Raw genomic sequence first — 12,876 nt, forward strand, 5'->3', positions numbered from 1 at the left:
GGTATCGGGATATCTGAAGCCCCTTTTGGGTTTTGTCGTTCTGTTGGCTTTGGCCAACTGCGATGAAACTCTGACGTCTTCGGTTGTCCCGCAACCGCGTCCCGCGGCGCCCGCACCTGCACCCAACGCCTATGTGCCACCGTCTGCAGCCAGTCAGGATTTGGCCCGGTTCTATCAGCGGGTCGAACGTGACCTGTTGACCCGCGGGTTGTTGCGGACGGACGGAGGAGGCCCCGATACACCGTATGACGCTGATGATTTAGCCCGCAATTTTGGGAAAATTGCTTTCATCAACGAACACTCCGGCAAATCCGCCGCATTTGTTAGCGGCCCAAGCGAGATTAAGTTAAATCGCTGGAAGAGCCCGATCCGCATCAGGACTGAGTTTGGTCCGAGCGTTTCTATGGAAAGCCGTGAAGCTGATCGGCAAACCATTCAAAACTATGCCAAGCGGCTACAGAAAGCGACCGGGCACAGCGTTAGAAGTGTAAATGGTGACGGGAACTTTCTTGTTTTCGTAGCAGGTCAGGATGATGTGGCCTATGCTCAGAACAGGCTGAAATCACTTGTTCCGGGTATCCCGGACGACAGGCTGGACCTGCTGAGAACGCTGGACAGGCCGTTTTATTGTTTTGTCTTTACGTTTTCCGGCCAAGAGGACACCAATACCGTAATCCGTGCCGTAGCTTACATACGTGCAGAACTGCCCAACCTGCTGCGTTTGAGTTGCATCCATGAGGAAATTGCACAGGGATTCGGCCTTCCAAATGATAGCCCCTCAGCCCGACCGTCGATTTTCAACGATGATGATGAGTTTGCGCTGCTGACCAGCCATGACGAAAAACTACTGACCATGCTTTACGATCCGCGTCTACAGCCCGGAGTGACCGCGGATGACGCCCGCCCCGTGGTGCGGATCATAGCACGCGAATTGATGGGCCAGCAGCTCTGAGCCCGAGGAAAGGAGACCCCAAATGGGTATTTTCGATTTTCTGACCGGAGAATTTATCGACGTCATTCACTGGGTCGACGACACCCGAGACACGATGGTCTGGCGGTTCGAGCGTGAGGGCCATGAAATCAAGTACGGCGCTAAGCTGACGGTGCGCGAAGGTCAGGCCGCTGTGTTCGTGCATGAAGGGCAGTTGGCGGATGTGTTCACGCCGGGTCTCTATATGCTTGAGACCAACAATATGCCGATCATGACGACCTTGCAGCACTGGGATCACGGCTTTCAGTCGCCCTTCAAGTCCGAGATCTATTTCGTCAATACGACCCGGTTCAATGACCTGAAATGGGGCACCAAGAACCCGATTATGCTGCGCGATCCCGAGTTCGGGCCCACGCGTATTCGGGCCTTCGGCACCTATACCGTGCGTGTAAAGGATGCGGCGAAATTCCTGACTGAGATCGTGGGCACCGATGGTGAGTTCACGATGGATGAGATCAGCTTTCAGATCCGCAACATCATCGTGCAGGAATTCAGCCGGGTGATCGCCGGGTCGGGTATCCCGGTTCTGGACATGGCCGCCAACACCGCCGATCTGGGCAAGCTGATCGCGGCCGAGGTCTCACCCGTTCTGGACGGCTATGGGTTGGAGATGCCTGAATTCTACATCGAAAACATTTCGTTGCCGCCCGCGGTTGAGGCAGCGCTGGACAAGCGGACCTCGATGGGGTTGGCGGGTGATCTGGGCAAGTTCACCCAGTATTCAGCGGCCGAGGCGATGACGGCGGCCGCCAGCAATCCCGGCCAAGGCGGCGGCATGGGTGCCGGACTTGGTATGGGGATGGGAATGGCGATGGCCAACCAGATGGCAAACATGGCAGCGGGTCAACCGAGCGGCCCGTGGGGCAGTTCCGCCGCCGCTGCCACGCAACCGGCAACGCATGCGGCACCGCCCCCTCCTCCGCCAGTTGAGCACGTGTGGCATATCGCGGTCGATGGGCAGACAAGCGGACCCTTCTCGAAGGCCAAGATGGGACGTATGGCAACGGACGGGGAAATCACCCGCGACACCTATGTCTGGACCGCCGGTCAGGATGGCTGGAAAAAGGCCGGAGATGTACAGGAGCTGGCGCAGTTGTTTACCATCCTGCCACCGCCGCCGCCGGGAGCCTAACCTTTCAGGCGTCAGCGCAAGAATAGGGTGGCACGATGACCGAAGAACACAGATTCCCTTGCGAACAATGCGGTGCGGACTACCGTTTCAACCCCGGTGACGGCAGCCTGACTTGTGACCACTGCGGGCATTCCGAGGCAATCGGCGCCGGCCCCTGGGGCGGTGGCAGCCTGAAAGAGTTGGACTTCGATGCGGCCATTGCGGATCGGCTTCCGGACAGTGAGATCGAGGAAACGCGGGTTTTGTCCTGCCCCAACTGCGCGGCTCAGGTCGAGTTCGATCCTGCCACACACGCGGCTGAATGTCCGTTCTGTGCGACACCGGTTGTGACCGATACGGGGGTCAACCGGCACATCAAACCGCGCGGCGTGCTACCCTTTGCGCTGGATGAACGCGCGGCGCACAAGGCGATGGGCGACTGGTTGGGACGGCTGTGGTTTGCACCGAACGGGCTGAAGGATTACGCCCGCAAAGGTCGCAAGATGCAGGGCATCTATGTACCCTACTGGACCTTTGATGCCGACACGCAATCCAGTTATCGCGGAGAGCGCGGCACCGTCTACTATGAGACCCGAACTGTCATGCGTGACGGCAAGCGCGTGCAGCAGCAGGTACCCAAGGTGCGGTGGTCTCCGAAATCCGGGCGGGTGAAGCGGTTTTTTGACGACGTGCTTGTGCTAGCCTCACGGTCTTTGCCCAAAAGCTACACCGACGCGCTTGAACCCTGGGACCTGCCAGCGTTGGAGCCCTATCAGCCTGAATACCTGGCTGGGTTTCGGGCCGAAGCCTATACGGTCGAATTGCAGGAAGGATACTCCGAAGCGCGCGGGTATATGGCGCGGGTTATCGAGCGGGACGTGCGCTTTGACATCGGTGGCGATCGCCAGCGGATACATGCAATCGACACGGATGTACGGGATGTGACTTTCAAGCACATCCTTCTGCCGGTGTGGATGGCGGCCTACAAATATCGCGGTCAGACCTATCGTTTCGTCGTCAACGGACAAACCGGCCGCGTTCAGGGGGAGCGCCCCTGGTCAGCCATCAAGATCACTATCGCCGTTATTCTGGGTATGCTTGTGGCGGCTGGTGTCGGATATCTGATGGCCACCGGCCAACAAGGGTAAGGCGTCCTCGAAATCCGCAATTGTTGGCGCTTGAACTCCGCTTGATCAGACGCCACTCTGCGACGCGTCAACGCCGAGCGGGGAGGCTTGTGTGAAACTATCCGATCTGAACCACTTGCTGACAGCACGATATTCGTGTCGGGCATTCCTTCCCGACCCGGTTCCGAAGGAGCAGATCGAACAAATCCTGACCAGCGCCGCGCGTGTACCCAGCTGGTGCAATGCCCAACCGTGGCACGTGATCCTCACCAGCGGCGAAGAAACCGACCGGTTTCGAGCGGCACTGCAGAAAGAAGCGACTACAGGCACACCTGCCCCGGACCTGCCGTTTCCGACCTCCTACACTGGGGTCTATCAGGACCGCCGCCGCGCGTGCGGCTGGGCTTTGTATGAGGCAGTGGGCGTGGAACGCGGCGACCGCGCGGCCTCGACCCAGCAGATGATGGAGAATTTCTCTCTGTTCGGCGCACCGCATTGTGCCATCATCACCAGCCCGAAAGAGCTTGGGGCTTATGGCGCGCTGGATTGCGGCGGGTTCGTTACAGCGTTTTCACTGGCTGCTCAGGCTCGGGGCGTGGCCACGATCCCACAAGCAGCGGTGGCTACTTACAGCCCGTTCCTACGCCGCTATTTCGACATCCCGGATGACCGAGTGATTTTATGCGCGATTTCTTTTGGCTATGCAGATAAGGACCATCCAGCCAATGGCTTTCGCACCGATCGCGCCGATCTGGGTGAGATCGTCGAATGGGTCGGATAACAAACGCACTTAGCGGAGAATAAATTTGCGCGCAGTAGTACAACGAGTTTCACGCGCCAGCGTATCGGTGGCCGGTCAGGTTATCGGCCAGACCGGGCCCGGGCTGACGATCCTGGTCTGCGCAATGCAAGGCGATGACGAGATCAAGGCGGATCAACTGGCTGCCAAGGTTTCAAAACTGCGGATTTTCAAGGATGACGCAGGGAAAATGAATCTCTCGGTGAAAGATATCGAAGGATCCGCCTTGGTTATCAGCCAGTTCACGCTATCCGCCGATACATCGCGCGGCAACAGGCCAGGCTTTTCGGAAGCCGCCGCACCGGATCTTGGCAAGCACCTGTATGAGGTTTTTGCCCAGCGACTTGTTGCGCATGGCGTGCCGGTCGAAACCGGTGAATTCGGGGCGGATATGGCGGTAGAGTTGGTCAACGACGGACCGGTCACAATTTGGATGGAAAGCTGATGGACAAAAAAGAACAGGCAATTCGCATCTGGCAGGCCGGCGTCGATGCAGTGGGCGGCCACGCTGCAACCAGCAAAGTGCTGCACGATGTCCCCGCACCCGACCAGATTCTGGCCGTAGGCAAACCCGCAGCGGCCATGGCACGCGCTGCGTTAGAGCATTTTGGCCCTCGCCCGACACTTGTGGTCACCAAGGACGATCACGGGCGCGACCTGCCGGAACATGTGACGGTGATCGAGGCCTCTCACCCGGTTCCCGACAGTCGCAGCCTTCAGGGCGGTCAAGCCCTTCGTGAAGCGGTCGAAACCATGCAGCCCGGCTCGCATCTGCTCTTGCTGGTTTCCGGTGGGGCATCCTCGCTGGCCGAGGATTTGCTGCCGGGCAAAACCCTGTCCGATCTTGAACAGCTGAACAAGAAGCTGCTGGCCGAAGGGCTGGACATCACAGCCATGAACGCTGAACGTCGCAAGCTATCGCGGATCAAAGGCGGTGGCCTGCTGTCTCATTTCAAAGGAGAAACAGCGACCGTTCTGGCAATCTCGGATGTGCCCGGGGATGATCTGAATGTTGTCGGCTCGGGGATCGGAGCGTTGCCGGACAGCTACGACTTTGAGGCAACAACGCAGATCGTGGCGTCAAATGCACATGCTCGCGCGGCCGCTACGGAATTGGCGCAGGACGAAGGCCTGACGGTTCTTTCCAACGAAGAATGCCTGCACGACGACTTTCTGAACGTCGCCAAATCTCTGGGCGCGCGTATCCGATCCATGCCAAGCGGCGTCATGGTCTTTGGCGGAGAGCCGACGGTTGTCCTGCCCGAGAACCCGGGGCGCGGTGGGCGAAATCAGGGGCTGGCGCTGGCACTGGCCCGTGAGATTGCCGGAACCGAGGGACTCACCGTGGTCGTGGGTGGAACAGATGGCACAGACGGCCCAACCGATGCGGCCGGAGCGATCATTGACGGCGCCACTTGGGGGGAAGGCGCGGAACAGGCTCTGCAGCAGGCCGATAGTGGCAGCTATCTGGATCGCGCAGGCGCATTGCTGGTGACGGGGCCGACGGGAACGAACGTAATGGATCTGCTTGTCGCAATCCGCGATTGAACTGACGATTTTGACCCAACCTGATTTGTAATTCCCCCGGACAGTGTTGAAATGACGCCGCCAGCCAACGCGCTACGCACCATCGAAGACCATCCCGACGTCGGCATTGAGATGCCTGATGGTTGCCGCTTGTCCGCGCGCGTCTGGCGTCCGACGGATGCAACGGACAACCCCGTCCCAGCCATTCTGGAATTCCTGCCCTATCGCAAGCGCGATGGAACGACAGTGCGCGACGCGCTGACTCATCCGTGGTTCACCGAGCGCGGTTGTGCCTGCATCCGCGTCGACATGCGCGGCAATGGCGACAGCGAAGGGCTGATGGAGAACAAATACAACCAGCAAGAACTTGACGGTGCCGTCGCAACGATCAATTGGCTGGCGCAGCAGCGCTGGTGTACAGGTTCGGTTGGAATGATGGGGATCAGTTGGGGCGGGTTCAACGCGCTTCAGGTCGCGGTGCTGCAGCCCGAACCGCTGAAGGCGATCATCACCCTGTGTTCCACTGCCGACCGCTGTGCGGACGACATCCATTTAAAAGGTGGCTGCCTGCTGAACGAGAACCTGGGCTGGGGCGCGACGATGTGGTCGTACTCTTCCCGACCGCCGGACCCGGAGCTGCGGTCGAACTGGCGTGAGTTGTGGCTGGAACGGCTGGAGCATGAGCCGTTTCCACCCTCGGTCTGGCTGCGCCACCAACGGCGGGACAAATATTGGCGGCACAGCTCGGTCTGCGAAAATTTTAGTGCGATTCAGGCGGCGACCCTGGCCATCGGTGGCTGGGGGAATGCCTATAAAAACACAGTGCCTTTGTTGGTTGAGCAGCTGAAAGCCCCGGTCAAAGGGATCGTTGGGCCTTGGGTGCATAAATACCCTCATTTCGCGGTGCCCGAACTGCGGATCGGATTCCTGCAGGAAGCTCTGCGCTGGTGGGATCACTGGCTGAAAGGTGTCGATACCGGCGTCGAAAACGACCCGGATTTTCGTGCCTATCTGATGGATGGCGTGCGGCCGCAGCGCGGGTACAACGAACGGCCGGGGCGCTGGATAGCCGAGGCTGATGGCGCCACGTCCCACCTGCCCGGCCTGACGCTGGGCTTGTCCGATGCCGGTTTGGGGCAGGACGGCCCACTGGACATTCGGGTGCAGTCCCCGCAAACCTGCGGCATGGAGGGCGGAGAGTATTGCGCCACCTGGCTGGGTCCTGACATGCCCGGAGATCAGCGCTCGGAAGATGCGCTTTCGGCCTGTTTCGATGGCGCATCGCTGGCTGAAGACATGGACATCGTGGGCGCGCCGCGCATCCGCCTGCGTCTGAGCACCGACCGCCCGCAGGCGCAGATTGCTGTCCGGCTGAACCATGTGCACCCTGATGGGGCTTCGACACGCATTACCTATGGTGTGCTGAACCTGTCGCATCGCGACAGCCATGCGGAACCAACGCCGCCGACACCAGGCGCCGTGTATGACGTTGCGCTGAAACTGGATCACATTGCCTATCGCGTGCCCAAGGGACACAGGCTGCGAGTCGCAATCTCCAGCGCATATTTGCCGCTGATCTGGCCGTCGCCAGAACGTACCGAACTGCACCTGACGCAAGGTGACATCACCATACCGCAACGCCCGTCCGTTGATGACGAACACACGTTTCCGCCGCCCGAGTCGGCCCCGGCCTTGGGTCAGTCATCCCTGCGTGCGCCGAACAATTCGCGGCGGGTGGAAATGGACATGAACTCGGGCGAAACCCACCTGATCATCGAGGATGATTTTGGTCTGGTCACCAACAATAACCACAGCCTGACACATGGTGGAACGGCGTATGAACGCTGGACAATTCACCCGGATGATCCCCTCTCTGCTCGGGGATATTGCAAATGGACACAAGAAATCAGCCGGAACGGTATCGACCTGCGCAAAGAGACCTCCTGCGAGATGTGGGCGGATCAGAATTCCTTTTTCCTCAAGGCCCGCATGGATGCTTTTGAGGCCGAAAAACTAGTTTCGACTAAGCAATTGGGGAATACCGTACCTCGTGACCAAATGTGATGCGGGTCGCTCAAGTGTCAGACATTTGTTCTTGCCCGTCCGACCGAATTCCGCCTACTTTGACTCATGCGTCAATAAAAAGCCCAAAAGGGCAACAATCCAATCAACTGGGAGACCATAATGAACGAACAAATCACTCACATGACCAAACAGGTCACAGCTGGCAAGCTCACCCGCCGCGAATTCATGGGGAAAGCAGCGGCTTTGGGTGTTTCTGCAGCCATGGCCAGCACCATATTTGCAGACGCCGCGCGCGCGGCTGGCCCGAAACAGGGCGGCGACGTGAAGATTGGCTCTGTCGGTGGCGAATCGACTAACTCGCTGGACCCCGCAACTTACGCCAGCCAAGTGCCCGCGCTCAACGGTCGCCAATTCGGTGACACGCTGGTGGTTGTAGCGCCGGACGGTTCGATTGAATCACGTCTGGCCGAAAGCGTGGAAGCCAGCGCGGATGCCAAGGTTTGGAACTTCAAAATTCGTCCCGGCGTTGAATTTCACAACGGCAAGACGCTGACTAGCGAAGACGTGCTAAAAACAATGCAACGCCATTCGGACGAGAACTCGAAATCCGGTGCCCTGGGCATCATGAAAGAGATCGAGTCCATGAAGACAGACGGCGACGTGTTCTCAGTCACGTTGAACAGCCCAAATGCTGATTTGCCTTATCTCATGGCAGACTATCACCTGATTATTCAGCCGGACGGTGGCCTCGATAATCCGGGCGCGGGTATCGGCACAGGGCCATACAAGATGGAAGTAAACGAGCCAGGTGTGCGTCACGTTTACACGAAGTTCGACAATTACTGGGCGGATGACGGCCATTTTGACAGTGTCGAAATTATTGCCATCAACGATGCAACCGCACGTACCGCGGCGCTTCAGTCCGGTCAGGTTCACCTGATCAACCGGGTTGAGCCCAAGGTCGCTGGCCTTCTGGGCCGCGCTCCGGGTCTGAGCGTGCAGCCCACGACGGGTCGCGGACATTACGTATTCATCATGCATTCGGATACCGCTCCGTTCGACAATCTAGACCTGCGGCTGGCTCTGAAATATGCGATCAACCGCGAAGAGCTGGTTGAAAAGATCCTGCAGGGTTATGGGTCTGTTGGCAACGACATGCCGATCAATGCGGCTTACCCGCTGTTTGACGATACAATCCCACAGCGCCCGTTCGATCTTGAAAAGGCGGCCGAGCATTACAAGAAGTCCGGCCACGACGGATCACCGATCGTTCTGCGCACCTCGGATGTTGCATTCCCGGGTGCGGTGGACGCTGCGGCGCTCTTCCAGCAGACGGCAAATCAGGCCGGTATCCCACTTGTGATCGAACGTGTGCCGGGTGATGGCTACTGGTCCGAGGTCTGGAATGTCCAACCGTTCTGCGCCTCTTACTGGACGGGCCGTCCCGTGCAGGATCAGATGTATACCACAGCGTATCTCTCGACCGCCGACTGGAACGACACACGTTGGAAACGGCCCGAGTTCGACGATATGCTGAATCAGGCGAAAGGTGAGCTCGACACCGCCAAGCGAAAAGAGATCTACTCTCAGATGGGTCGACTGCTTAACGAAGAAGGCGGCCTGATTTGTCCGATGTTCAACCAGTTCATTGACGGTGTCAGCGACCAACTGGCTGGTTGGGAGCCGGATCCGTATGATGAACTGATGGGTGGCCAGGCCACACGAAAAATGTGGTTTGCCTAATACAGGCCAAGGACAATGCATCCCATCATCAAACTGGTTTCCCAGCGCCTTGCGCTGGGTCTCCTGCTTCTCTTCGGCGCATCGGCTCTGATTTTCGGCCTCACCGAAGCTCTTCCAGGGGACGCCGCGCAAGCCGTCCTTGGTCAATCCGCAACCCCCGAATCTTTGGCAAACCTGCGCGAAGAGATGGGCCTCAACCGCCCTGCCCTGACCCGTTACTTCGAGTGGCTGGGCGGCATTCTTCAGGGTGATCTGGGTCAGTCCCTGACCAACAAACTCGATATCGCGGAAAGCATTGGAAAACGGCTAGGGAACACGCTGTTTCTGGCCTGTGTGGCGGCTGTCGTCTCCGTTCCGCTTGCCATCTTTCTGGGCTTGCTGGCCGTCCGGTACCGCGACCGCTGGCCGGACAAATTGATCTCTGCCGTCACGCTTACAACAGTGTCGATCCCAGAATTCCTAATCGGCTACCTGGTGATCTACTTCATCTCGGTGAAACTGGGATGGTTTTCTTCGCTTGCTATGATCAATGATTCAATGTCCTTCGGGGAAAAGCTCTATACCATCGCGTTACCGGCTTTCGTGCTGACTCTGGTGGTTCTGGCGCAGATGATGCGAATGACCCGTGCTGCAATCCTGAACCTGATGCAGTCGGCATATATCGAGACAGCCGAACTAAAGGGCCTGTCGAACTTTCAGGTCATTGCACGTCATGCCTTTCCCAACGCAATCTCCCCGATTGTCAACGTCGTGATGCTGAACCTGGCCTATCTGGTCGTGGGAGTCGTCGTGGTCGAGGTGGTGTTCGTCTACCCCGGCATGGGGCAATACTTGGTGGATTCGGTGACCAAACGTGACGTGCCGGTCGTTCTGGCCTGCGGTGTCGTCTTCGCCGCTGTCTATATCGGGCTGAACATGGTGGCCGATATCGTGTCGATCCTGGCCAACCCAAGACTGAGGCATCCGAAATGATGAAGAATATTCCTATTTCGGCCATGATCGGTCTGTTTTTCACCGGGCTTTACTTCTTCGTGGCATTCACCGCACCGCTGATTGCGCCCTACGGCATGGCCGAAGTGGTCGGCGATGTATGGGAACCCTCAAGCGCCGAGCACCTGCTGGGCACCGACAATATCGGGCGCGATCTGTTGACCCGCATGATCTACGGTGGCCGCACGACCATCTTTATCGCCGCAGCAGCCACGATCCTCAGCTTTGTCACCGGCACCTCTCTGGGTCTGCTAGCGGCCGTGCTGGGCGGTTGGGCCGATCAGGTGCTCAGCCGGGCGGTTGATCTGGTCATGTCGATCCCGACGCTGATTCTGGCGCTGGTTATCTTGGCGATTGTTCCGGTGACCGTTCCGATCCTGATCCTTGTAATGGGCCTGCTGGACGCCACGCGTCCCTATCGCCTGTCGCGATCTGTCGCCGTAGACATCAACGTGATGGACTATGTCGAAGCCGCCAAACTGCGCGGTGAAGGTCGCGGCTGGATCATCTTCCGGGAAATCCTGCCCAACGCCCTGTCGCCTCTGGTCGCTGAATTCGGGCTGCGGTTCATCTTCATGGTCCTGTTCATCTCGACCCTGTCGTTTCTGGGCCTGGGCGTTCAGCCACCGCTGGCGGACTGGGGCGGCATCGTGAAGGAAAACAAGGACGGCATCGTCTATGGCATCGGCGCGGCGCTGTACCCCGCTGTGGCCATCGCGACGCTGGCCATCTCGGTCAACCTTGTGGCTGACTGGGTCCTGAACCGTACCACATCGCTGAAAGGAGGCCGGGGATGAGTGATGTCCTTCTCAAGGTCCGCGACCTCAAGATCGGCGCGACCGTCTATCCACCGGGCGAAAAGCCCCATGACATCGAAATCGTGCACGGGGTCAGCTTTGACCTTGAACGCGGCAAGGTGCTGGGGCTGATCGGTGAATCCGGGGCTGGCAAGTCCACCATCGGTCTGGCCTCGATGGCCTATGGTCGGGGTGGTGTGAAAATCACCGGCGGCGAGGTCTGGGTAAACGGGCGCGATATCCTCAAAACATCTCATGGGGATATCCGCAAACTGCGCGGGGGTGAGGTCACCTATGTGTCCCAATCCGCCGCCGCGTCGTTCAACCCGGCCAAAAGGATCATGGATCAGGTGGTCGAAGCGGCAGTCGAACAGAAGAAATTCTCCCGCAAAGAGGCCGAAGGCCGCGCGCGTGAGCTGTTCGCCAAGCTGGGTCTGCCTGACCCGGACAATATCGGTGATCGCTACCCGCACCAGGTTTCGGGCGGTCAGTTGCAGCGTTGCATGACGGCGCTTGCACTGTGCCCCGAGCCTGATCTGGTGGTGTTCGACGAACCCACCACAGCCTTGGACGTGACCACTCAGATCGATGTTTTGATGGCTATCAAGGAAGCCATCGCAGCGACCGGCGTTGCCGCGCTTTACATCACCCACGATCTGGCAGTTGTGGCGCAGGTGAGCGACGACATCATGGTGCTGCGGATGGGCAATACGGTCGAATACGGCAACACCGATCAGATCATCAACAACCCGCAGGAAGACTATACCAAGGCGCTGGTCTCGGTGCGGTCGATTGAGCACGAAGAGAAAAAGCCCACACCGGAACCGGTGCTGAGCGTTGATGGTATCACCGCGCGCTACAAGGGTCTGAACTTCGACGTGCTGCACAACGTCAATGTCGAGCTTCATCCGGGGCAGACACTGGCGGTCGTGGGTGAATCCGGCTCTGGCAAGTCCACGCTGGCTCGTGTGATCACCGGCCTGTTGCCCCCGCGCGATGGAGAGATCACCTTTAACGGACGCAAGCTGAGCCGCGATTTGAAAGGGCGTTCCCGCGAAGACGTGCGTGAGCTGCAGATGATCTATCAAATGGCAGACACTGCGATGAACCCGCGTCAGACCGTTGGCACAATCATCGGCCGCCCGTTGCAGTTCTACTTCAACCTGCGCGGGTCCGAAAAGCGCAAGCGGGTCATCGAGTTGCTGGATGAGATCGAACTGGGCGAAAAGTTCATCGATCGTTATCCGGCAGAGCTGTCTGGCGGTCAGAAACAGCGCGTCTGTATCGCGCGGTCGCTGGCGGCCAAGCCCAAGTTGATCATCTGTGACGAGGTCACCTCGGCGTTGGACCCGCTGGTGGCGGACGGCATCCTCAAGCTGTTGCTGGATCTACAGCAGATCGAGGATGTGGCTTACCTGTTCATCACCCACGATCTGGCGACGGTGCGCGCGATCAGTGACAGCATCGCAGTGATGTATCAGGGCCGCGTGGCGCGGTACGGGTCTAAGAGCGAGGTGCTGAGCCCACCGTTCGACGACTATACCGACCTGTTGCTCAGCTCGGTGCCCGAGATGCATCTGGGCTGGCTGGAAGAGGTGGTCGCCCACCGCAAAATGGAGAGCGCCGGGAACTGATCCCCGTCCCCATAAAAGCTTCGAAATCCCGGCACGTGTCAAAAACAGGTGTCGGGATTTTGCAATTCGGGGCGCGAATTGGCAGCCCATACTTTGCGAATCCCCTAGGCTCGCCTGAAGTGTTAAAGAAAA

11 protein-coding genes are annotated in these 12,876 nt (G+C 58.7%); all 11 read left to right on the plus strand.

The features are described 5' to 3' along the window. The first annotated feature begins 196 nt into the window (after positions 1-196). The 11 genes from ACR0IM_RS06945 to ACR0IM_RS06995 all read left to right on the plus strand — a co-directional run bounded on the left by ACR0IM_RS06945 (position 197) and on the right by ACR0IM_RS06995 (position 12,744). Positions 197-952 carry a DUF2927 domain-containing protein gene (locus tag ACR0IM_RS06945; RefSeq protein ID WP_480590093.1) on the plus strand — a complete coding sequence of 252 codons (756 nt, stop codon included), beginning with the start codon at positions 197-199 and terminating at the stop codon, positions 950-952. A 22-nt stretch (positions 953-974) separates the two neighbouring features. Then, positions 975-2,123, plus strand: a complete 1,149-nt coding sequence (locus ACR0IM_RS06950; RefSeq protein WP_480640972.1) for an SPFH domain-containing protein — start codon at positions 975-977, stop codon at positions 2,121-2,123. 35 nt (positions 2,124-2,158) lie between these two features. Further along, positions 2,159-3,250: a TFIIB-type zinc finger domain-containing protein gene (locus ACR0IM_RS06955; RefSeq protein ID WP_480640973.1), complete on the plus strand. Its 1,092-nt coding sequence runs from the start codon at positions 2,159-2,161 to the stop codon at positions 3,248-3,250. A gap of 91 nt (positions 3,251-3,341) precedes the next feature. Further along, a complete protein-coding gene (locus tag ACR0IM_RS06960; protein ID WP_480640974.1) occupies positions 3,342-4,010 on the plus strand; it encodes a nitroreductase in 669 nt (222 codons plus the stop codon). A 25-nt stretch (positions 4,011-4,035) separates the two neighbouring features. Then, positions 4,036-4,473 carry a D-aminoacyl-tRNA deacylase gene (gene dtd / locus ACR0IM_RS06965; RefSeq protein ID WP_480640976.1) on the plus strand — a complete coding sequence of 146 codons (438 nt, stop codon included), beginning with the start codon at positions 4,036-4,038 and terminating at the stop codon, positions 4,471-4,473. After that, the gene (locus tag ACR0IM_RS06970; RefSeq protein WP_480681274.1) at positions 4,473-5,576 is read left to right on the plus strand and encodes a glycerate kinase type-2 family protein; all 1,104 of its coding nucleotides are present in this window, start codon (positions 4,473-4,475) and stop codon (positions 5,574-5,576) included. The genes dtd and ACR0IM_RS06970 overlap by 1 nt, the downstream gene beginning before the upstream one ends. A 51-nt stretch (positions 5,577-5,627) precedes the next feature. Then, on the plus strand, positions 5,628-7,619 hold the full coding sequence (locus tag ACR0IM_RS06975) for a CocE/NonD family hydrolase (RefSeq protein WP_480681275.1): 1,992 nt from the start codon (positions 5,628-5,630) through the stop codon (positions 7,617-7,619). A gap of 120 nt (positions 7,620-7,739) precedes the next feature. Next, positions 7,740-9,323 (plus strand): ABC transporter substrate-binding protein, encoded by a 1,584-nt coding sequence (locus tag ACR0IM_RS06980; RefSeq protein WP_480590107.1) that lies wholly within the window; start codon positions 7,740-7,742, stop codon positions 9,321-9,323. Between the two features lie 15 nt (positions 9,324-9,338). Further along, positions 9,339-10,295: an ABC transporter permease gene (locus ACR0IM_RS06985; protein ID WP_480590109.1), complete on the plus strand. Its 957-nt coding sequence runs from the start codon at positions 9,339-9,341 to the stop codon at positions 10,293-10,295. Beyond that, complete coding sequence (locus ACR0IM_RS06990) at positions 10,295-11,110, plus strand: ABC transporter permease (RefSeq protein ID WP_170400626.1); 816 nt, start codon at positions 10,295-10,297, stop codon at positions 11,108-11,110. The genes ACR0IM_RS06985 and ACR0IM_RS06990 overlap by 1 nt, the downstream gene beginning before the upstream one ends. Beyond that, positions 11,107-12,744 (plus strand): ABC transporter ATP-binding protein, encoded by a 1,638-nt coding sequence (locus tag ACR0IM_RS06995; protein ID WP_480681276.1) that lies wholly within the window; start codon positions 11,107-11,109, stop codon positions 12,742-12,744. Before ACR0IM_RS06990 ends, ACR0IM_RS06995 begins: the two co-directional genes overlap by 4 nt. Positions 12,745-12,876: the final 132 nt, after the last annotated feature.

This window comes from Ruegeria sp. BF6, from assembly GCF_056538665.1.

Excerpts from the sequence above, each read along its gene's own strand:
- ACR0IM_RS06980 (WP_480590107.1), top strand. The coding sequence starts at position 7,740 with ATGAACGAACAAATCACTCACATGACCAAACAGGTCACAGCTGGCAAG.
- ACR0IM_RS06975 (WP_480681275.1), top strand. The coding sequence starts at position 5,628 with ATGACGCCGCCAGCCAACGCGCTACGCACCATCGAAGACCATCCCGAC.
- ACR0IM_RS06985 (WP_480590109.1), top strand. The coding sequence starts at position 9,339 with ATGCATCCCATCATCAAACTGGTTTCCCAGCGCCTTGCGCTGGGTCTC.
- ACR0IM_RS06970 (WP_480681274.1), top strand. The coding sequence starts at position 4,473 with ATGGACAAAAAAGAACAGGCAATTCGCATCTGGCAGGCCGGCGTCGAT.
- ACR0IM_RS06955 (WP_480640973.1), top strand. The coding sequence starts at position 2,159 with ATGACCGAAGAACACAGATTCCCTTGCGAACAATGCGGTGCGGACTAC.
- ACR0IM_RS06995 (WP_480681276.1), top strand. The coding sequence starts at position 11,107 with ATGAGTGATGTCCTTCTCAAGGTCCGCGACCTCAAGATCGGCGCGACC.
- ACR0IM_RS06990 (WP_170400626.1), top strand. The coding sequence starts at position 10,295 with ATGAAGAATATTCCTATTTCGGCCATGATCGGTCTGTTTTTCACCGGG.
- ACR0IM_RS06950 (WP_480640972.1), top strand. The coding sequence starts at position 975 with ATGGGTATTTTCGATTTTCTGACCGGAGAATTTATCGACGTCATTCAC.